General features: G+C 38.3%; 17 protein-coding genes. 4 read left to right on the top strand and 13 right to left on the bottom strand.

Annotated elements, in window-relative coordinates; translation table 11 throughout:
• From H4J62_RS15615 to murJ, 9 genes are all read right to left on the bottom strand, one after another.
• Positions 1-522: a PilX N-terminal domain-containing pilus assembly protein gene (locus H4J62_RS15615; RefSeq protein ID WP_182216969.1), complete on the bottom strand. Its 522-nt coding sequence runs from the start codon at positions 520-522 to the stop codon at positions 1-3.
• Entirely contained in the window at positions 513-1,502 is a 990-nt protein-coding gene (locus H4J62_RS15610; RefSeq protein WP_182216968.1) for a PilW family protein, read from the bottom strand. Before H4J62_RS15610 ends, H4J62_RS15615 begins: the two co-directional genes overlap by 10 nt.
• Positions 1,503-1,591: 89 nt before the next feature.
• On the bottom strand, positions 1,592-2,209 hold the full coding sequence (gene pilV, locus H4J62_RS15605) for a type IV pilus modification protein PilV (RefSeq protein WP_182216967.1): 618 nt from the start codon (positions 2,207-2,209) through the stop codon (positions 1,592-1,594).
• Positions 2,210-2,605: 396 nt separating this feature from the next.
• The gene (gene ispH, locus H4J62_RS15600; RefSeq protein ID WP_182216966.1) at positions 2,606-3,535 is read right to left on the bottom strand and encodes a 4-hydroxy-3-methylbut-2-enyl diphosphate reductase; all 930 of its coding nucleotides are present in this window, start codon (positions 3,533-3,535) and stop codon (positions 2,606-2,608) included.
• Between the two features lie 41 nt (positions 3,536-3,576).
• On the bottom strand, positions 3,577-4,011 hold the full coding sequence (gene fkpB / locus H4J62_RS15595) for an FKBP-type peptidyl-prolyl cis-trans isomerase (protein ID WP_070374483.1): 435 nt from the start codon (positions 4,009-4,011) through the stop codon (positions 3,577-3,579).
• Position 4,012: 1 nt separating this feature from the next.
• Complete coding sequence (gene lspA, locus H4J62_RS15590; RefSeq protein WP_182216965.1) at positions 4,013-4,546, bottom strand: signal peptidase II; 534 nt, start codon at positions 4,544-4,546, stop codon at positions 4,013-4,015.
• Between the two features lie 217 nt (positions 4,547-4,763).
• Positions 4,764-7,601 carry an isoleucine--tRNA ligase gene (gene ileS, locus H4J62_RS15585; protein WP_070374485.1) on the bottom strand — a complete coding sequence of 946 codons (2,838 nt, stop codon included), beginning with the start codon at positions 7,599-7,601 and terminating at the stop codon, positions 4,764-4,766.
• 116 nt (positions 7,602-7,717) lie between these two features.
• Positions 7,718-8,644: a bifunctional riboflavin kinase/FAD synthetase gene (ribF, locus tag H4J62_RS15580; protein WP_182216964.1), complete on the bottom strand. Its 927-nt coding sequence runs from the start codon at positions 8,642-8,644 to the stop codon at positions 7,718-7,720.
• A 122-nt stretch (positions 8,645-8,766) separates the two neighbouring features.
• Positions 8,767-10,356, bottom strand: a complete 1,590-nt coding sequence (gene murJ, locus H4J62_RS15575; protein WP_182216963.1) for a murein biosynthesis integral membrane protein MurJ — start codon at positions 10,354-10,356, stop codon at positions 8,767-8,769.
• Positions 10,357-10,666: 310 nt separating this feature from the next.
• On the opposite strand from murJ, the gene rpsT reads away from it, so the two are divergent.
• The 3 genes from rpsT to H4J62_RS15560 all read left to right on the top strand — a co-directional run bounded on the left by rpsT (position 10,667) and on the right by H4J62_RS15560 (position 13,399).
• Positions 10,667-10,927, top strand: coding sequence for a 30S ribosomal protein S20 (gene rpsT, locus H4J62_RS15570; RefSeq protein ID WP_070374488.1), 261 nt, complete (start codon positions 10,667-10,669; stop codon positions 10,925-10,927).
• A 193-nt stretch (positions 10,928-11,120) separates the two neighbouring features.
• Positions 11,121-12,773: a dipeptidyl-peptidase 3 family protein gene (locus tag H4J62_RS15565; RefSeq protein ID WP_182216962.1), complete on the top strand. Its 1,653-nt coding sequence runs from the start codon at positions 11,121-11,123 to the stop codon at positions 12,771-12,773.
• Positions 12,774-12,904: 131 nt separating this feature from the next.
• Positions 12,905-13,399 carry a peroxiredoxin gene (locus H4J62_RS15560; protein WP_182216960.1) on the top strand — a complete coding sequence of 165 codons (495 nt, stop codon included), beginning with the start codon at positions 12,905-12,907 and terminating at the stop codon, positions 13,397-13,399.
• Positions 13,400-13,454: 55 nt separating this feature from the next.
• On the opposite strand, the gene dinB is transcribed toward H4J62_RS15560, so the two are convergent.
• On the bottom strand, positions 13,455-14,516 hold the full coding sequence (gene dinB, locus H4J62_RS15555) for a DNA polymerase IV (protein ID WP_182216958.1): 1,062 nt from the start codon (positions 14,514-14,516) through the stop codon (positions 13,455-13,457).
• A 237-nt stretch (positions 14,517-14,753) separates the two neighbouring features.
• On the opposite strand from dinB, the gene H4J62_RS15550 reads away from it, so the two are divergent.
• Positions 14,754-15,884 (top strand): HupE/UreJ family protein, encoded by a 1,131-nt coding sequence (locus H4J62_RS15550; RefSeq protein WP_182216957.1) that lies wholly within the window; start codon positions 14,754-14,756, stop codon positions 15,882-15,884.
• A 121-nt stretch (positions 15,885-16,005) separates the two neighbouring features.
• Here the strand turns inward: H4J62_RS15550 and metH are convergent, their stop codons facing one another.
• The 3 genes from metH to recA form a co-directional block, all read right to left on the bottom strand.
• Complete coding sequence (gene metH, locus H4J62_RS15545; protein ID WP_182216955.1) at positions 16,006-19,704, bottom strand: methionine synthase; 3,699 nt, start codon at positions 19,702-19,704, stop codon at positions 16,006-16,008.
• A 59-nt stretch (positions 19,705-19,763) separates the two neighbouring features.
• Entirely contained in the window at positions 19,764-20,711 is a 948-nt protein-coding gene (gene metA, locus H4J62_RS15540; RefSeq protein WP_182216953.1) for a homoserine O-succinyltransferase, read from the bottom strand.
• Positions 20,712-21,170: 459 nt separating this feature from the next.
• The gene (recA, locus tag H4J62_RS15535) at positions 21,171-22,208 is read right to left on the bottom strand and encodes a recombinase RecA (RefSeq protein WP_182216951.1); all 1,038 of its coding nucleotides are present in this window, start codon (positions 22,206-22,208) and stop codon (positions 21,171-21,173) included.
• Between the last annotated feature and the right edge of the window lie 140 nt (positions 22,209-22,348).

Here is a 22,348-nt window from a genome sequence, read left to right as displayed (position 1 = left end):
TCAGTTCCCCACATTAAGTAGTTGTTGCGATACACCAGAATTAACTTCTATGGTGCTTTTGTTGGTGCGACCATACAGTCGAGTGACCTGCACTTTAAGTACATTACACTTAAATACCTGTACGGAAGAAGCTGCTCGAGAGTGGGGGCAATCGGCTGCAATCTTATACGGATTAGCCAGCGAAATTTCTGCACTGGTATTACTTGCACTACTCACTACGGGTGAGAGTGGAAATTTGGCGATTTCAGAAGCAAAAGCATTGGTTCCACTTATTTGCGTGACTTCTTTATAAATAACTTCATCAATAGCACTAACCGCTTCTTGGGTAGCAACCACTTTTTCTTCACTTGCTCCAGACATTTTCATATCAATGGTGGTATTTTGCATCAATGCAGCAGCAACGGCGGTTAAAGCAATCAAAAAAACTAGTGAAACGATTAGCACAACACCGCTTTGTTTGTGACCTAGTTTTAAATTACCAGAATAAATTAAACAATTTTTTCTTATAACTTTTATGGCCATGAGTCGACCCTCGCATTGTAAAGTGTGATGGTAGAGCTAAATAATAAACGTCGATAATTATCCCCTTTACCTTCACCATCGATAAAGTTGATAGGAAGATCACCAAGCTGATAAGTGTTAAGATTTTCATAATCTCTGTCAGGCAAGATATTTCGCGCTAAGACAAAAATCTTAACGGCAAGTATCCGTACATTACTTTCATTATCCCAGTAAGCTGTTGTCATGTTATCTGCAGAAATAAAAGCATTGACGATACCGTTGTTGGTCGTATCAACGCCATACATAAAGCGGATGTATTCAATGCCTTCAACGACCATATCAAGATTCATCACCGAAGCTTTATTTTGTAATCGACCTTGCACTAGAACCGGCACTTTATTGGTGCCCTGATTGTCTTCACGCACATAGTAAATGTGCTGCTGATATTCCCAGATCTGGCCCAAATTTAGTGTTGGTATGGCAGCGCCACCCGCAAATATCGCAGCCGTATTAGGGTTTGAAATGATATAGTAATTATCACTAGAAATATCGGCTAGCGCTGTCGTTGATGAAACAGCTCTTTTTAATTGCAATACATCGGAATCAATTTTAGCATTGGTAATACAGCCCATTAAGTTGACATTGTTGACTGTTTTCCCCCACAAGGTTCTAAAATGGCCAATAGCTGCAGGGAAACTGGCATTATTAACGCCTTCACCAATACAATCACCAGAAACTGTTGATGGTAAAGGTGAACTTACCAAGCCACTTACATCGAGGTTTCCTGATAAGTCGCCCCAAAAGCTTTGTCGTAATAAGTCATCACTGAGTAAGCTAATCGCATACCTGCCATTTTCTTGTAACTCTCCATAACTGGTGGTCTCAACAGTGGTCGTTTTCATACCAACAAAAACACTTAATATGCCTAGCAGCAACATTAAACCTACCGCAAGCGATATAAATATTTCGATTAAACTAAAACCTCGTTGAGCATTAACCATTATCATCTCTTACTAAACAAAATCAATATTATCTATAATTCAAAGCATTAACATCACGATGAACGTTAACAGTGATTGCTTTGCTTGCCTTAATATATAAAAGCTTCAACCGTAACTTGTCGACGTTTACTGGTACTTGTACCACAGGCGTTGGCCAGTGTTGCAGCTGCAGAACTATTGTTATCGGCGTCATAACCATCAGCCGTTGCGACTCTGCCCTGCCAGCTGATCACAACAGTAACTGCATTTTTATTATGATCAATACAACCGACAGCACCAACTAAGCCACCAGTATTTTTACCACCAGCAGTAACATCAGCGCCCATAAGTTTGACTTCCCATTCATACAAATCATTGGTGGTCATTTGTGCACTTGTACACAAAGAAGCAACTGAATTACACCTAACGTCAGCGTCAGGCGGAGTATTCAATGCTGCGCCATAAACACCTTGATAACTCTCTAAAGTAAGAATATCAGAATCATTACTGCGCATTCGTTCGATAATATCTTGAGCTAACGCTGAGGCTACAGAGCGTTGCATCGCATCAAAACTGCCTTTCTTAGCTGACGCCTGCATGGCAACCGCACCAAAAATACCCGTCACTAAAATAACTAAAGCGACTAAAACCTCTATTAGTGTCATGCCCTTTTGTACTTGGGCTGGTTTTCTTTTAGGATAACTCGTCCTAAGTGTGCTGTTACCCATGAGACTCCTTAATACACTGACAAAAATTGCTGACTACCCAGAAAAATAATGCTTTAAAATATAGAGTGAATGGGAGATAAATAAAAGAAACAGCATTGACGAGTATACTTTTAAGTGACAAACACAAAACAGACCCAAATAGAATTTTAAAGGCGAGGAGAAACGAAACTAAGCGTAGCGCTAAGAATTCGATGGAGAACTTATATGTGTTAAAAATCACTAACGTGAACCGCATTAACTCATACCTTAAAAATCTATTATTGAATAGCCTATGTACATAGTTACTATTCAGAATAATAAGGTTAAGTCATGAATATTGTTATTAAAATGCTTTAAATTTAAGCACTCATATAACGGATAAAATTACATTCAACCACTTAACCTGATATTTTAAGATTAGCGCAATTCTATAGGTACCGCAAATACTGTGTTCTCTTCACGACCAGGATATTCGATAACCTCTTGACCACCAAAGTCTTTTAGTGCGTCAATAACTTGCTGGATAAGTATTGCGGGTGCAGAAGCGCCTGCAGTAACACCAATTTTATTAACATTTTCAAGCCATTGTGGTTGAATATCGGCAAAAGTATCAATCAGGTAGGAAGGTGTGCCCAACTTCTCAGAGAGTTCACGTAAGCGATTAGAGTTAGAGCTATTTTTGGCGCCAACAACTAACAGTAAATCAACTTGTGCAGAAATAGTGCGTACCGCGTCTTGACGATTTTGTGTTGCATAACAAATATCGTCCTTGCGGGGGCCTTTAATTAAAGCGAACTTATTTCTCAACGCGTCAATAACTTCTGACGTATCGTCAATGGATAAGGTCGTTTGGCTACAATAATACAATTGAGTAGGGTCTTTTACTTCAAGTGTTGCTACATCAGCAACAGACTCAACTAAATAAATCCCGCCATGCTCACTTTCATATTGTCCCATCGTACCCTCAACTTCAGGGTGTCCAGCGTGACCAATAAGAATGCACTCAATATTTTTACGACTGGTACGTGACACTTCCATATGTACTTTAGTCACTAATGGACAAGTAGCGTCAAATACTTTTAGACCACGGTCTTTAGCTTGTTGACGTACCGCTTTAGAGACGCCATGAGCACTAAAAATAACGGTATTATCGTCAGGAACTTCAAAAAGTTCATCAACAAATATCGCGCCGCGGTCTTTTAAGCCATCAACAACAAACTTGTTATGTACTACTTCGTGGCGTACATAAATGGGCGCACCAAATAAGTCTAACGCGCGGTCTACGATACTAATCGCTCGGTCTACGCCAGCACAAAAACCACGAGGGTTAGCTAAAATAATTTCCATAATTTGTTCCTGAAAGACTTAAAAGTCCTAAGAGTTAACGATTATAAAACTTCAACAACGTCAATAACAAATGTTACTGCTTGTCCCGCTAGCGGATGATTAAAGTCAATAGTGACTGATGTACCGATCACTTCTTTGACCATACCAGGTAACTCTATATTGCCAGGTTGTGTGAAAGTAATGATACTGCCCACTTCTGCTGGTACGTCACTACCAAATTTATCTGCATCAACGTAATGGAAATTATCTGGATTAGGTTCGCCAAAAGCATCTTTTGCTTCGAGGGTAAATTCTTTAGAATCTCCAGCGGCAAGGCCTAACAATTGCGCTTCAAAGGCAGGAGAAATACTGGCATCGCCCATAATAATTTTAGCAGGCTTTTTGTTTACTTTGGTACTGTCTGCCGCTGAGCCATCAGATAATTTCATGGTAATATGAGCGATAACTTCAGATTTATCAGTAATTAACATTGTCATTTTATTTCTCGTCTACTTTTGTCTTAGTAATTTCAGTTTTCTTGGCTGAATCACCATTTTTAAAGGAATCAAAAATCATCAATGCCGCGCCAATAAAAATAGCAGAGTCTGCGACATTAAAGGCTGGCCAATGATTATCGGCAATATAAAAGTCTAAAAAGTCGATAACATAGCCAAATAATGCCCGGTCAATTAAGTTGCCCACTGCGCCACTGAGCATAAACGCTAAAGCGATACTTAATAGTGCATTATTCTTTGGCGTTTTAGCCAACCACACTAAAAAAACCACACTGGCAATAGCAGCAATAATGGTAAAGAACCAACGTTGCCAACCGTCTTGGTCGGCAAGAAAGCTAAAGGCTGCACCTGGGTTTTGTACATATCTCAAATCAAAGAAAGGTAAAATGTTCATCGACTCATATAAATCAAATGAGTTAACAACCAGTTGCTTGGTTACTTGATCAATAATCAAAAATAAAACGGTTAACCATAACCATTTAAAACCCGTTTCTGTAAAAAGTTTATTAATTTTCATATTTCTACTGTGCTAATAGTTGTTGTTATATAACTAATGAGATAGTTAGCATGTTTTGTGAATGTCTGACTAAGGCTTTTCAACAAAACTAATCGATGAAATATTGGCTTATTCAAAGCTAGTTCATTCAAGAATAAAGCTAAAGCACACAGCCTAGTTAACTAGCTGAGTACTTTTCTGCAATTCTTGGATGAAATAGCAAAGAATACACAAATATTTAGGCGAATTGGCGTTTCTCGCCCTCACCCTCTACGTTGGTAATACAACGTCCACAAAGTTCAGGATGTTTTTCATCTTCCCCGATGTCTTCAGTTACATGCCAACAACGCTCACATTTGGTGCCTGTTGCTGGTGCAACCGTTAACCATAAGCCTTCAATCTCAGTTGCTAAAGCGCCCGTTGGTGCACTGTCAACTACTTCAACCGTAGCTTTAGAGGTGATCAAAACAAAGCGAAGTTCTTCGCCTAATTGTTGTAATTTTTCAGCAAGCTCTGCGTTGGTATATAAAATAACCGCTGCTTCAAGCGCTTTACCCACTTGTTTTTCTTTACGGGCATTTTCTAGTGCTTTGTTTACTTCGGTGCGCACAAGTAAAATTTCATTCCAGTAATCATTGTTTAAAGTATTACTTGTTTCTGCCTTAGGCAAACCATTAAACCAAACACCGGTGAAAACGAATTCGTCACGCGTTTCACCAGACGGAGTCGGTAGCGCTTGCCAAATTTCTTGTGCAGTAAAAGATAAAATAGGAGCCATCCAGCGAGTCATCGCTTCAGCGATTAAATACATAGCTGTTTGACAAGAGCGACGCGCCGTACTGTCTTCTTTCGCTGTATATTGACGGTCTTTAATAATATCTAAGTAGAAGCCACCTAATTCTGTGGTACAGAAGTTCATTAGCTTATGAACAACAACATTAAATTCGTAGTCATCATAAGCGCTAACAATTTCTTTTTGCAATTGTGCAGCTTTATCAACAGCCCAACGGTCAAGTGCAACCATATCGTCAAAAGCGACTGAATCAGTTTTAGGATCAAAACCATTAAGATTTGATAATAAAAAGCGCGAGGTATTACGAATACGACGGTACGCATCGGCTTGACGCTTAAAGATTTCATCAGAGACAGTAATTTCTTGCGTATAGTTAACTGAAGCTACCCATAAACGCAAAATGTCTGCACCTAACTTACTGGTGATTTCTTTTGGTGTAATAACATTGCCTAATGACTTAGACATTTTGTGACCGTTAGTATCAACGGTAAAGCCATGTGTTAGTACTTGCTTATAAGGCGCTTTACCATTCATCGCTACCGATGAAATCATTGACGACATAAACCAACCACGATGTTGATCTGAACCTTCAAGGTATAAATCTGCAACGCCATCAAATTCTTCACGTGCATTAACAACGGAGTAATGAGTCGTTCCAGAGTCAAACCATACATCTAAGGTGTCTGGTACTTTAATATATTCTTTAGCGTCATCACCAATAAGCTCAGCAGCGTCTAAATCAAACCATGCTTGAATGCCTTTTTCTTCAACACGCTTAGCAACCGTTTCAATCAGTTCAATGCTGCGTGGATGTAAAGCACCCGAGTCTTGATGAATAAATAATGCCATTGGCACGCCCCAAGTACGTTGACGTGAAATACACCAGTCAGGGCGACCTTCAACCATCAATTCGATACGGCGTTGACCCCAATCAGGGATCCATTGCGTTTTTTCAATTTCGTTTAATGAATCTTGGCGTAAACCTTTTTTATCCATGCTAATAAACCATTGTGGTGTAGCACGAAAAATTAAGGGTGTTTTGTGGCGCCAGCAATGCGGGTAAGAATGCTCTATTGCATGGTGATGTACTAAAGTGCCATGTTCTTTCAATGTTTCAACGACATTGGCATTGGCTTTAAAAACATGTTGGCCAGCAAACAATGGTGTATCTTCTAAATAAACACCATTAGCGCCAACAGGGTTAGCTACTTCAAGGTTATATATTTTGCCCACCACGAAATCTTCAACACCATGACCAGGTGCTGTATGTACACAACCCGTACCAGAGTCAGTCGTTACATGCTCGCCTAAGATCATTGGTACAGTAAAATCATAAAATGGGTGTTTAAGTTGCACTAAATCTAAATCGCTACCTTTACAAAACCCTAATGCATGATATTTATCAATTCCAAAACGGTCCATACATGCTGTCACTAGGTCCGACGCTAAAATATAACGTACTTTGCCCTGCTCGGTTTCACATTGTACTAAAGTGTATTCAACGTCGGCATTAACAGAAACTGCTCGGTTAGCCGGAAGTGTCCAAGGTGTAGTGGTCCAAATAACAACCGATACTTCACCTTCACCTTGATGATTTTCAGGGTGATCAAACTTATCAGCAACACTTTGGTCAACTACGGTGAATTTTACGTCAATCGCTGGCGATTGTTTATCTTTGTATTCAACTTCAGCTTCAGCCAAAGAAGAACCACAATCAGTACACCAATGCACAGGTTTGAACCCTTGATGTAAATGACCATTCTCAGCTATTTTACCTAAAGCACGTATGATATTGGCTTCAGTACCAAAATCCATAGTGAGGTAAGGTTTTTCCCAATCAGCAAAAATCCCTAAGCGTTTAAAGTCTTCACGCTGCCCAATAACTTGCTTGGCTGCATATTCACGACATTTTTCTCGAAAAACACTGGCAGAAACTTTATGACCTGGCTTACCAATTTTTTTCTCAACCATTAATTCAATCGGTAAACCATGGCAATCCCAACCAGGCACGAACGGTGCGTTAAAGTCAGATAACGTTTTTGATTTAACAATAATATCTTTAAGAATTTTATTAACAGAATGACCTAAGTGAATATCACCATTTGCATACGGAGGACCGTCATGCAAAATAAATGATTTCTTACCTTTTTTAGCCGCTCGAATTTGGCCGTACAGATCTTTTTCAGCCCACTCTTTTAGCATGTTTGGTTCACGGTTTGCCATGTTACCTTTCATCGCGAAAGAAGTAGCTGGCAAGTTTAGGGTTTGTTTATAATCACTCATTTAAATCATTATCCGTTGTTATATTCGCTAACTGGTGGTTAGCCTCTAATAAGTTAATAGTAAAATCGACATTGGCTTGATATTAATTTTACTATTAACTCACGTATCTATTTTATTTATAAACCTTGAACAAAGGCTTTTGCCTGCTCACTATCTTGTGATATTTGCTTAGTTAATTCATCTAGTGATGAAAATTTTATTTCATTTCTTAATTTATTTAGCATAACCACTTCAATGGTTTGACCATAAATGTCTTCATTGAAGTTAAAAATATGTACTTCTAGCTGTTGCCTAATACCAGACACTGTTGGCCTTGAACCAATATTAGCCACACCATAAAAGCATTCTTTAACCGTATTTACTTTTACCACGAAAACACCGGAAATAGGTGAAACTCGTCTTTTTAATAAAACATTTGCGGTAGGAAACCCTAGTTTTCGACCACGCTTATCACCATGAAAAACCCGACCGATAATAGAGTAAGCCCGACCTAGCATTCTTTCTGCGTCAGCTAATTGATTATTCTCTAAAGCATTACGTATTTGGGTACTGCTAATCCGACAATTTTCAAGTTTGAAACTTGCGGTATCAGAAACAGCAAAATCAAATTTTTCACCGGCTTGTTTTAGCAGACTAAAATTGCCTAAACGGTTTTTTCCAAAGCGGAAATCGTCACCAATAATTAAATGTTTAATACCTAGCTGTTGAACTAATAAAAGTTCGATAAACTCTGACGCGCTTTTATTGGCAAATTCTCGATGAAAATTAACACAAATCAAACGTTCTACACCCAAATTTTTCAAAAGAAAATATTTATCTCTTAAACGTGTCAATCTTGCAGGAGCCGTCTCAGGAGAAAATAACTCTTGCGGCTGAGGCTCAAAAATCATCACTGCTGGTGTACAATTCAATGCTTTAGCTTTTGCAATTAAAGCCTTTATAACGCGAGCATGTCCTAAATGAACACCGTCAAAATTGCCTATGGTTAACACACAGCCATGATCTTCAGCTTGAATATTGTGGATACCGCGTATTAACTGCATTTAATTAAAAAACCTAAATTTGACTGACATTAGTAAACAAGTGTCGCCATTAATGAATAAAAACCGATAAATTATATATCACTCAGGCTTAAGAATCAGCACCTGAAGCTAATTTCATCAATTTATTTTTCAGTTACTTTAACTTTGAAATCTTTCACTCGAATTCCCAGTGCAGCAATAGAAATAAAATAACTGAGCATACCTAAAGTAATGCAAATAAGTAATTGTTGAATTTGCAAGGTGGTTTCCATCGCTAACCAAACTTTAAACGGGGGTGATAACGTAAAAACAACCACTGCCATTATCCCTGCAGAAAAGATAAGCCGCGCAAAAAACCACCACGTTGTTTTAGACAATGCAAAGATATTATTACTTTTTAAACCATGGTAAAGCATTAACGCATTGAGTGTTGCCGACATAGCTGTCGCAATGGCCAAACCTACATAACCAAAAAAAGGTGCCAACATCAGATTGAAAATCATATTTGCCGCCATCGCTTTAATACCTATTTTTACGGGGGTTTTGGTATCTTGGCGTGCGTAATAAGCCGGCGCTAATATTTTAATAAACATAAAGCTGATTAAACCCGAAAGGTAAGCAAATAAGGCATAAGAGACTTGTAAAACAGTTTCTTGAGAAAACTCACCACGCATAAATAAAATCATAATAATCGGCTGAGCTAATACCATTAACCCTGCAAGTGCGGGCCAGCCAAATAAAGAAACAATTTTTAAGCCCCAAGTAATCGTCTCACTAAACTCTTCTTTGTCTTGCTTAGTATGCAATTTAGCTAAACTGGGCAAAATAACGGTAGCTATACCAATACCAAATAACCCTAAGGGGAATTCTAATAAACGATCGGCGTAATAAAGCCAACTAATCGAGCCAGTGACTAAGATACTGGCTATTAGGGTATCAAGCAGTAAATTAATTTGCGTAACAGAAACGCCAAACAAAGCAGGAACAATAAGTTTGCGGATTTTTTTTACACCTTTCGCGTGCCAAGCCCATTTTGGTTTAACAAAGACACCGGCTTTAATTAAAAAAGGTATTTGAAATAAGAACTGAGCTAAGCCTCCTAAAAATACGCCCCAAGCTAATGCAAAAGCAGGATTGTCGAATAAGGGTGACAAGTAGATTGCACAGCCAATAATGCAAACATTAAGTAAAACGGGTGTAAAAGAAGAAACAGCAAATCGACCAAAAGTATTTAAAATCGCGCCGGCAAGTGCGGTAAAGCTGACAAACCATAAATAGGGGAAGGTAATTTTTAGTAGTGATGCAGCTAACTCAAACTGTTGGGCTTTGGGACCATCGTTAAGCCAATCTACAAACCAACCAAAACCAAATAAAATCACAAATAACGGCGAGGCTATCATGCCAATAAGCGTTACTATGGTAACAATTACACCTAAGGTGCCTGAAACTTGAGCGATTAATTTACGTGTTTCACCTTCTTTCAAACTCAGCCCATCGGCCTCATCTTTGGTATGATATTCACTCAACACGGGGACAAAAGCTTGTGCAAAAGCACCTTCGGCAAATAATCGACGTAGAAAATTGGGAATTTTATTGGCAAAGAAAAAAACATCAGACGCTAAACCTGCACCAATAATGTTCGCAATAACAACATCTCGAACCAAGCCGAGCACACGAGAAATCAAGGTCATAAAACTCACTATAAGACCTGATTTTATTAACTTTTTACTCAATGCATAGCTCCAATAAATCGATATAAATCATCATATTCCAAGATGTAATTTTTCATTAATATTATGCAGCTTTTTACCTGTGATAAACAAGTAAATGCAAAGAAGTTTTTAATCTATTTTAAATCCTGTAAATAACAGGTAAAATAGCGCCATTATTTAGTAACCAATAATGATAATTATTATATAATGGTAAATTCATCGTTATTAAGTAAATTAAACCGGTAAAAGGTTTGACAATCGAGCTAAAAAAAGGCATATTTCCTCGCCTTAAATTTAGGCTATATATACAATCATATTTTAGGAGTTCACCTTGGCTAATTCAAAGCAGGCGAAGAAACGCGCGGTTCAATCAGAAAAACGCCGTCAACATAATGCAAGTCGTCGTTCAATGATGCGCACTCTATTCAAAAAAGTACTCGCTGCAATTGAAGCTGGTGACAAAGACACAGCATCTAAAGAATTTGCTGCTGCACAACCGATCTTAGATCGTTTTGCAAGCAAAGGTCTTATTCACAAAAATAAAGCTGCTCGTAGTAAGAGTCGTTTAAACGCTGCTATTAAAGCGCTTTAATTTTTGTTATTGAATTAAAAAACCAGCTTATGCTGGTTTTTTTTTGCCTATTATTTAATTTTTTTACCCTGCCAATAAAACAAACTCACTAAAACCTGATCCCATCCCATAGATTAAGACCTTGCGCATCCTGCCATTTTTGGTAATCTCTTTGCGTTATATATACATATTCAAAAAACACGTGAGAATAAAAATGAGACTAACAAAACTCGCTACTGGCCTTTTGCTTGCCACTAGCCTATTAAGCGCTTGTAGTGAAAATAATAAACAACCACGTTCAGCGCCTACTTTATTAGCAGAAGCCAAAAGTCGTTTAGACATATATAAGCCAGTAACACTTAGTGCTGATTTGAGCCACTTGTCTGAAAACCAGAAAAAAATGATCGTATTGCTTATTGAAGCTTCAGATATTATTGATGAACTTTTCTGGCAACAGGCTTTTGGTGAAGACAAAGCAAGCTTCCTTGCTAGTATTGATGATGAAAAGGTCCGTGAATTTGCCCGTATCAATTATGGTCCTTGGGATAGATTAGATGGCGATAAACCTTTCCTTTCTGGATATCAAGCAAAAGCGGCTGGCGCAGAGTTTTACCCTAATGACTTAACCAAAGCTGAATTTGAGCAAGCAGATTTTGCTGACAAGAGTGGCTTGTATTCGGTCGTTAAGCGTACCAGCGATGGACAATTAACGTCAGTGGCTTTTTCTGAGCTTTATAGCGATAGCATTAATCGTATTGCGGCTATATTAGAAAAAGCATCAAGCTTTGCTGATGATAAAGAATTTGCAAATTACTTAAATTTACGTGCAACAGCAATCCGTCATGATGACTTTCAAGCGTCTGATTTTGCTTGGATGGATATGAAAAACAATCCTATTGATGTCGTTATTGGCCCAATAGAAACCTACGAAGATCAGCTTTATGGTTACCGCGCTGCTTTTGAATCTTATGTGCTGATTAAAGATTTAGCCTGGAGTGAAAAGCTCGCTAAATATGCTGAATATTTACCCGAATTACAAAAAGACTTACCCGTTAAAAAAGCTTATAAAAAAGAAGTACCCGGCTCTGATGCAGACTTAAACGCATATGACGTCATTTATTATGCAGGTCATTCTAATGCCGGTAGTAAAACCATTGCGATTAATCTCCCCAATGACGAAAAAGTACAGTTAGAGAAAGGTACGCGCCGCTTACAACTTAAAAATGCGATGCAAGCTAAGTTCGATAATATTATGTTACCCATTGCTAGTACCTTAATCGTTGCTGAGCAACGTGAAAATGTAACATTCAATGCCTTCTTTGCTAATACGATGTTTCATGAGGTTGCCCATGGTTTGGGTATCAAAAATACCATTAATGATAAGGGCACAGTACGCCAATCATTAAAAGAGCATGCTTCGGCACTAGAAGAAGGTAAAGCCGATATCCTTGGGCTTTATATGATCCGCCAGTTACTCATTAAAGGCGCCATTGAAGAAGGTACATTGCAAGATTATTACACAACCTTCTTAGCGGGAATTTTCCGTTCAGTGCGCTTTGGCGCAACATCTGCTCACGGTAAAGCCAACATGGTACGGTTTAATTACTTTGCTGAGCAAGGGGCGTTTACCCGTAACTCGCAAGGGTTATACTCTGTCAACATTGATAAGATGACTGCCGCTATTGATTCGTTGTCTGAGCTTATTTTAACCTTACAAGGTAATGGTGATTATGAAGGTGTGGCTGCACTTGTTGCAAAAAGCGGTGTCATTAAAGCCGATTTAGCAGAAGACTTAGCGCGTATTGAAGCGGCTAATATTCCTGTTGATATTACCTTTAAGCAAGGTAAAAAAGTGTTAGGTTTATAATACTTTTAAATGAAGTGTCAAAAAGCCTATCAATACGATAGGCTTTTTTGTTAATAAAAAGCTCGAAATAATTTCGCCGTAATCAAGGTCTCCTAAAGTAGTTAGTCATATAAATAAAAGTAGGTTGTTTCATGAAAGCATTTTTATCAATTATTATAATATTCGTTAGCATATTGTCGTTCAACGTTAACGCCAATGACAATAAAGCCAACCAAGCCCCAGACTGGACACTAAAAACCCAAGCCGGTAAAAGCATTTCATTAGCAGACTATCAGGGCAAGCCGGTGATTTTACATTTTTGGGCAACATGGTGTCCCTATTGTAAAAAATTGCAGCCTAAATTAGTCGAGCTAACTGAAAAGTATAAAAATACCGGCATTGAGATTGTTGCTATTAGTTTTAGTGAAGATGAAGGAGCAAAACCACAAGACTCGATTACTCAACGAGGTTATCAATTTATTACCGGTGTTGAAGGTGAAAAAGTTGCTAAGTTATATGGCGTAAAAGGTACACCAACGACATTTTTTATCAATAGAAGTGGACAAGTTGTTTTCAAATCTACCAGCTCAAATATTAACGATCCAAAATTAGAATTGGCGGTTAAAGAAATCATTAAACCCGCATAAGCACAGTAATAAAAACTAAAATACCGGTACCGACATCATATCAAGTCAGTACCGGTTATAAACTAAAACAAAGCTGCTGTGTTTCTTTGTTATTATGCTCAGCAAAACCTAGCGTTAATCCTATTAAACGTATTCCCCTAGATTGACTACGCAACAGTGCTTTTAACAGTAATTGTTTAAAGGTGTTTTCATCACAGTGGCTGCTTTGCTGCTCAACTGTTGTTTGGGTAAAGTCATTAAACTTAAGTTTAATCCCTTGCTTACTAATAACCATATGTTGATGTTTTTCTAATCTCACTAAAAGCTTCTCATATAAAAGCTCAACGGCACTTTCACACTCTTTTTCACAAGACAAGTCTTGAGAAAAAGTGGTTTCTATCGCTAATGATTTTCTAACTCTGTCGGTTTCTAATTGGCGATGATCAATACCAAAACTTCGTTGATACAATGCAGGGGCAAACTTGCCGACAATAGGTGTTAATACGGCGACAGAACTTGCTCGTATATCTGCACATGACGAGAAGCCGTAGCCCAATAATTTTTGAGCTGTTTTTGGGCCAATACCCGGAATTTTTTTCAATGGTAAATTTTCAACGAAACCACTCACGTCTGCGGGCGTAACAACACATTGACCATTAGGTTTATTTTCATCACTGGCAATTTTAGCAATAAATTTATTAGGAGCAACACCTGCCGAGGCGGTTAGATTGAGTTCATTAAAAATATCACGACGTATTTGCTCCGCAATAAGCGTGGCACTGCCGTTAAACTCTTTGTTATGGGTAACATCAAGAAAGGCTTCATCAAGCGACAATGGTTCAATCAACTGAGTGTAACGTTGAAATATCGCCCTTATTTGTGCAGAAACTTCTTGGTAAACAGCCATTCTGCCTGAAACAATAACTAGCTCAGGGCAAAGTTGCATCGCCTTAATTGCTGGCATTGCCGAGCGAACACCAAATTTTCTTGCTTGGTAATTACACGTACACAAGACGCTTCGAGGCCCTGTACCGCCGACCGCAAGTGGCACATTACGTAAAGACTCATTGTCACGCATTTCAACAGCTGCATAGAAACAGTCCATATCTATATGTATTATTTTTCGGCTTTGAGTCATGTTTTAGTCATGTCTTAATTATAGTAATCATGTTTATCAAAAGTCCCTTATTTCGTTGTGAAAAAATAAAGCATATTTTCGCTATGGGCAACTCAACCTAAACTGTATACAAACACAGTATAAACTTTTAAGTTAATAGTTCAATACTGAAATAATAATTTGGCCACTGTTAATTTCATGCTAAATACGTTAATTTGTCGCTTTATTTTTTATCAATGACTAGCTGATATTACTTTTATGATTACGCGCCTTTTACAAACAACTTTTGCCCTATTACTACTTTTATCACCTGCACTAGTGAATGCTCACACCAATGAAGCTAATCAAGCAGAGCTAAAATTACTTGTAGATAATAACTACCAACTTAGTATCGATATTGATGTTTTGCATGTCATTAAAAGTCATCAAAAATCATCAGTAGATGAGGCAGATTTAATTAATCATCTAAAAAACCTCTCTTTAATTGAAATAAAGCAATTACTCTCAAAAATATTGCAAATAATAAATCAACAAAGCGCTTTTATTATTGATAAAGAAAGTGTGCTTGTTACCCCTTTTTCAGGGCTAACGGTATTTGAATTAAAAGCAAGACTTCGCGCTGACTCACCGACTAAAACCATTAAGCTATTGTCGCAGGGTCAATTGCCACAAAAAAGTAACAACGCAGCCTTGATATTTTCGCCCATCTTAGGGGATGTCTTATTAACAGTCAGCCGTTCAGAGAAATCTTTAGTGCTATCCGGCCAGAACAGCCATCACTTTTCTATTGATGATATCAAGGGTGGTGTACGTAAACTTTCAACAACCGAAATTAAGCTGCTTAATATTGTTGAGTATATCTATCAGGGCTTTGTACATATTCTGCCGCAAGGGCTTGATCATATTCTCTTTGTGCTCGCGCTATTTTTATTAGCCACTAAGACATCAACACTGCTCTGGCAGGTAAGTGCCTTTACTCTTGCCCATACCATTACGCTAGCTTTGGGTATATTTGGTATTATCAACCTACCCAGCAGCATTGTAGAGCCGCTTATTGCCTTATCAATTGCTTACGTGGCTATTGAGAATATTTTTTATCACAAACTAACAAAGTGGCGCTTACCCATTATCTTTGCTTTTGGTTTACTGCACGGTTTAGGGTTTGCAGCAGTACTTGTTGAACTGGGCTTACCCAAGAGTGAGTATGTCAGTAGCTTAATTTCATTTAATATTGGCGTTGAGTTGGGTCAAATAACGGTCGTTGCCTTAGCTTTATTAGCGACGCGCTGGTTTGCTAAAAAACCTCAATATAGACAATACGTGGTGATACCGTTAAGTGCGCTTATCGCCGTTATCGCTATTTATTGGTTTATCGAAAGAACCTTTTAATACACAACACAGGTCATCTCGTCGTTTAACATCGAGTAGTCAAATGAACAACGGCCTTAAACCTACTTTACCGAGATTTAAGGCCGTTGCCGTATAAACTAAATGATAATGACTCTATTAATTACTCAGGTTCATAATCCAAGTTAGCTGACAGCCAACGCTCTGCTTGTGGCAATGTCATCCCTTTTCGAGTCGCATAATTAATCACTTGGTCTTTAGCGACTTTAGCGACCGCAAAGTATTTTGATTCTGGGTGAGCAAAGTACCAACCACTAACCGCGGCTCCAGGCCACATGGCAAAACTTGAGGTTAGTTCCATGCCGATATTTTCTTCAACATTGAGTAGTTCCCACAACAAACCTTTTTCGGTATGCTCTGGACAGGCAGGATAACCCGGCGCAGGTCTGATACCTTGATATTTTTCACGAATTAAATCGTCATTAGCAAGCGACTCTTCAGGAGCATACCCCCAGTATTCTTTGCGAATTTTTTCATGGAGATATTCAGCACTCGCTTCTGCTAATCGGTCGGCAACAGCTTTAACTAAAATACTATTGTAGTCATCATGTTGAGCGGTGAACTCCTTCACTAGGTCATCACAACCATAACCTGCAGATACCGCGAAAGCACCAACATAATCTTTAATACCTGAGGTTTTATCCGCGATATAATCAGCCAAACAACGGTTAAACTGCCCTGCTGGTTTTTTACTTTGTTGACGTAATTGATGCAATTTCATCAATTGCTTATCTCGGTTTTCATCTGCAAACAATATTAAATCATCTTGTTGACGATGAGCTGGAAACAGACCAAAAACCGCTTTTGCCGTTAACTTTTTACTGTTAATAATATCGTCTAATAAAGCATTAGCATCATTAAATAGATTAGTTGCCTCTTCGCCGACCACTTCGTGTCGTAAAATAAGCGGATATTTGCCTGATAATTGCCAAGTCATGAAAAATGGCGTCCAATCGATGTAGTTTCGAATGACATTTAAATCAAGATTATCAAGTACCGTAATACCAAGTTTATTGGGTATTTTAGGGGTATAGTTTTCAAAACTTATCGGCGCAGCATTGGCGCGTGCATCTTCTAATGATATTAAGCTTGAACGTGGTCCTTTTTTATAATGACGCTCACGTACCCGCACATATTCATCATCTTGACGCGCTAAAAATGCCGCACGTTTCTCACTATCATCTGAAAGTAAGGTACTAACGACTGAAACTGAACGCGACGCATTTGGCACGTATATCACCGGATGTTGATATTGTTGTTCTATTTTAACGGCGGTATGAGCTTTTGATGTTGTCGCGCCACCAATAAGTAACGGCAAGTCAAAATTAAGACGTTTCATTTCTTTAGCAACATGCACCATTTCATCAAGTGACGGTGTTATCAAACCTGACAATCCAATCACATCGACCTTTTCGGCTTTCGCCACACGCAAGATATCATCACAAGAAACCATGACACCTAAATCAATAATTTCGTAGTTGTTACATTGTAAAACAACACCGACTATATTTTTACCAATATCGTGGACATCACCTTTTACCGTTGCCAGTAATATTTTACCGTTTGATTTTATTTCAGTTTTTTCAGCTTCAATAAATGGATTTAAATGAGCAACAGCTTGTTTCATCACTCGGGCTGATTTTACCACTTGTGGCAGAAACATTTCGCCAGCACCAAATAAATCGCCAACGGTATTCATACCATCCATTAATGGTCCTTCAATAACATCAAGAGGTCGTTCAGCCACTAGCCTTGCTGCTTCAGTATCTTCGACAATAAATTCATTAATGCCTTTAACCAAAGAGTATTCTAAACGCTCTTTAATCGGTAGCTCACGCCAGGTTAAATCAGCCTTATTATTTTTGCTCCCCGCTTGCCCGCGATAAGACTCAGCCACATCAAGTAAGCGTTCTGTTGCGTCGTCATCGCTATTTTGTATGACATCTTCAACAGCAAGACGGAGATCGTCAGGAATATCTGAATAAATAGCTAACTGACCTGCATTTACAATGCCCATGTCCATACCATTTTTTATTGCGTGATATAAAAACACCGCATGAATCGCTTCACGTACTGGGTTATTACCACGAAATGAAAATGACACGTTAGAAACACCGCCCGAAATCATCGCATGAGGTAGGTTTTCTTTTATATCGGCAACCGCTTCAATAAAATCTACCGCATAGTTATTATGCTCTTCGATACCGGTTGCGACCGCAAAAATATTGGGATCAAAGATAATGTCTTCTGCAGGAAAGCCTATTTCATTGACTAAAATTTCATAAGCACGTTTACATATTTCATACTTACGTACCCGTGTGTCTGCTTGACCTTGTTCGTCGAAGGCCATAACAATAACAGCCGCACCATAACGGCGTAGAAGTTCAGCTTGTTTACGGAAGTTTTCCTCGCCCTCTTTCAAGCTGATTGAGTTAACAACCCCCTTGCCCTGAATACATTTCAAGCCTTCTTCTAAAATATCCCATTTAGAAGAATCAAGCATAATAGGCACTTTCGCGATATCTGGCTCACCAGCAATTAAATTCAAATAACGGATCATCGCCGCTTTTGAATCAAGCATGCCTTCATCCATATTTATATCTATAATTTGCGCGCCATTGGCAACTTGTTGCAGGGCAACAGCGACGGCTTGTTCGTAATTTTCTTCGGTAATTAAGCGCTTAAATACAGCAGAGCCAGTAACATTAGTTCGTTCGCCAACGTTAACAAATAATGAACTTTCCTCTATGGTTAACGCTTCAAGCCCGGACAAACGACAAGCAATTTTCCTGGCGCTAATTTCCCTAGGTTTTACATTGGCAACCGCATCCGCCATACCTTTTATATGCGCTGGCGTTGTACCACAACAGCCACCAATAATGTTAAGGAATCCCGATTCAGCCCACTCATTGACATGAACATTCATATCTTCGACGCTGAAATCGTATTCACCAAAGGCATTAGGCAAACCTGCATTAGGATGAGCTGAAACAGCAAAGTCTGATATTCGACTCAATTCTGCCACATATTGTCTTAGTTCAACCGGACCTAATGCACAGTTCAAACCAAATGAAATAGGTTTTGCGTGGCGCAATGAATTATAAAAAGCTTCGGTGGTTTGTCCTGACAATGTTCTGCCTGATGCATCAGTAATGGTACCCGAGACCATTACAGGTAAACGTAACTGTAATTCATCAAAAACAGTTTCAACCGCAAAAATAGCCGCTTTAGCATTTAAGGTATCAAAGATAGTCTCAATAAGAATAATATCTGAGCCACCTTCAATCAGTGCTTTCGTTGATTCTATGTAGGCATCTTTTAATTGATCAAAAGTCACATTTCGATAAGCAGGATCGTTAACATCGGGTGAAATAGAACATGTTCTGTTCGTTGGCCCTAAAACGCCGGCAACAAACCTTGGTTTATCAGGGTTTTTAGCGGTGAATTCATCCGCTGCTGCACGGGCTATTTGTGCCGCCGCTAAATTGATTGCCGCACTGTACGACTGCATATCGTAATCTGCCATCGCAATCGTGGTGGCATTAAAAGTATTCGTTTCAATAATATCAGCACCCGCTTCAAGGTATTCATAGTGAATAGCTTTAATTACCTCGGGTTGTGTAAGCACTAACATATCATTATTGCCTTTGACATCAAGATGCCAATCAGCAAACTGTTCACCTCGGTAATCTTGTTCTTCAAATTTATAGGCTTGGATCATCGTCCCCATAGCACCATCTAAAATAAGAATTCTTTTTTGTATTTGTTGCTCAAGACGACTAAATGATGCTGATTTTTTCATACGATTTCTCTACTTTTACTTTCAAACTTAATTTAATGACTAGATATATCCGACACTGTTTATATTTCTGCGTCTGGGTGTATTGCTTTAATATTTGTTGCATCTAGCTTGTACGGTGTGATCTGATAAACATAATAGTTTAACCAATTAGTAAATAATAAACTGGCATGACTACGCCATGAACTGTGTGGCACTTTTGTTATGTCATCATCAATATAATAATTATTGGGCATAACTGCATTAACATCAGCCTTAAGATCACGTTGAAACTCTTCATCTAGCGTGGTTGAGTCATATTCTGGATGTCCGGTTAAATAGACTTGTTGTTTATTTTTGCTCGCGACCACATAAACGCCTGCTTGTGGAGATTCAGCTATAATTTTTAATTCAGGAATTGATAGGTAATCAGACTTATCAATATATCCAAATCGTGAGTGTGGGACATTAAAAAATTCTTCAAAGCCGCGGGTAAGCTGTTCTTTTTGGTCGATGGGGCTATGCTGAAAAACACCAGATAATTTTTCTTTTCTTAAATGTCGTCGCAATCCATAGTGATGATATAGAGCGGCATGAGCAGCCCAACAAGAAAACATTGTTGAGGTGACATTTTCTTCAGCCCAATCAAATATTTCACAAATTTTATCCCAAAAAGTTACTTTCTCGTATTCCATTAACGCCAATGGTGCACCGGTTATAATTAAGCCATCGTATTGAGTATTTTTAATGTCATCAAAGAGGCGGTAAAAATTATCTAAGTGCTCTTTCGGCGTATGTTTCGATTCATTGGCGTGAATACGCACAAAATCGACATTTATTTGTAAAGGTGTATTAGACAATACCCGTAATATTTGAACTTCTGTTTCAATTTTATTAGGCATTAGATTGAGAATAGCGACTTTCATTGGGCGAATTTCTTGACTTGCCGCTCTACGCTCAGACATTACAAAAATATTTTCTTCACCTAAAATAGACAAAGCAGGTAATAAATCTGGAATTTTAATGGGCATAGCGTTTACCTAATCAAATAATGTCAAACAAGCATGAACACTTCGTTCTCTACTTTCATTTATTAACTTATATTCTGGCTACCAATCAACATACAGGTTTCGACTAACTCAAGCACTACGAATGATAACGGATATATAAATATTATCATTTTATGGTACGTGGATTTTTAGCTATGTCAACATCTAAACGTATAGACGTCTATAATGTTTTTTACGTTAATATTATTTGTCATCTATAACCCTAGCGAGTAAATATTGGTGGAACTAGCCTAATAGAGTGCTACGTAGATAAACGGGGGGTATTGGGCAGTAAAGATGCTTAGGTAAAATACTATATAGCACATTAAATAACGATAGCATAAGAGAGCAAAGTCACTAATTAGATATAAAAAAGCCACTGTAAATACAGTGGCTTAATAATTGTTTAAACTTTTATGTTTAATGTGTAATGTGTAATGTTTATTCTACAGCTTCTTCTTCTTTAGCTGGTTTTTCACTTGCTCTTACACTTTTAATTAACAGTAAGTCGCGTAAACGCTTATCAAGTTCTTTTGCCATTTCAGGTTTTTCTGCTAAAGATTTAGCCGCATTTGCTTTACCTTGGCCAATACGATCGCCATTGTAGCTATACCAAGAACCGGCTTTTTCAACCATGTTATGCAAAACGCCTAAATCAATTAATTCACCTAAGCTGTTAATACCTTCGCCATATAAAATCTGAAATTCTGCTTGTTTAAAAGGAGGCGCTATTTTGTTTTTAACCACTTTTACGCGGGTTTCGTTACCAATAATTTCGTCGCCTGCTTTTACAGCACCGATACGTCGAATATCTAAACGAACAGAAGCATAAAACTTAAGTGCATTACCACCCGTTGTGGTTTCAGGAGAACCAAACATTACACCAATTTTCATACGAATTTGGTTAATGAAAATAATCATGGTATTAGATTTTTTCAAGTTACCTGTCAACTTACGCATTGCTTGTGAAAGCATACGGGCTTGTAATCCCATATGAGAGTCACCCATATCGCCTTCAATTTCTGCTTTTGGTGTAAGTGCAGCAACAGAATCGACAACAATAACGTCTATAGCACCTGAACGCGTTAGCATGTCACAAATTTCCAATGCTTGCTCACCGGTATCAGGCTGAGAAACAAGTAATTCGTTAATGTTAACACCTAACTTTTCAGCATAAATAGGGTCAAGTGCATGCTCAGCATCAACAAAGGCACAAACTTTACCGTTACGCTGAGCTTCAGCAATAACTTCAAGCGTTAACGTTGTTTTACCACTTGATTCAGGACCATAAATTTCAACAACACGCCCAAGTGGCAAACCACCCGCACCGAGTGCAACATCAAGCGCCAATGAACCTGTAGAAATGGTTTCAACATCCATGGTGTTATTATCACCAAGCTTCATAATTGAGCCTTTACCAAATTGTCTTTCAATTTGACTTAATGCTGCTGCTAATGCTTTTTCTTTATCGTCTTTCATGTTTGTTCCGCCGATGTTGCTAAGATTTCGTTTTGATGAAGCAAGTATACTGTATGACCGTACAGTATCAAGCTTTTTTACAACTATTTTAATTATATTATCAAAAACAAAACAAGGTGACTTATAAGTTATTGATAAAA

The sequence above is a fragment of the Colwellia sp. BRX8-5 genome (genome assembly GCF_014077325.1).
Taxonomy (GTDB): domain Bacteria; phylum Pseudomonadota; class Gammaproteobacteria; order Enterobacterales; family Alteromonadaceae; genus Colwellia_A.
The sequence above is the reverse complement of the archived record's forward strand: the minus strand, read 5'-3'. Positions and strand labels throughout refer to the sequence as shown.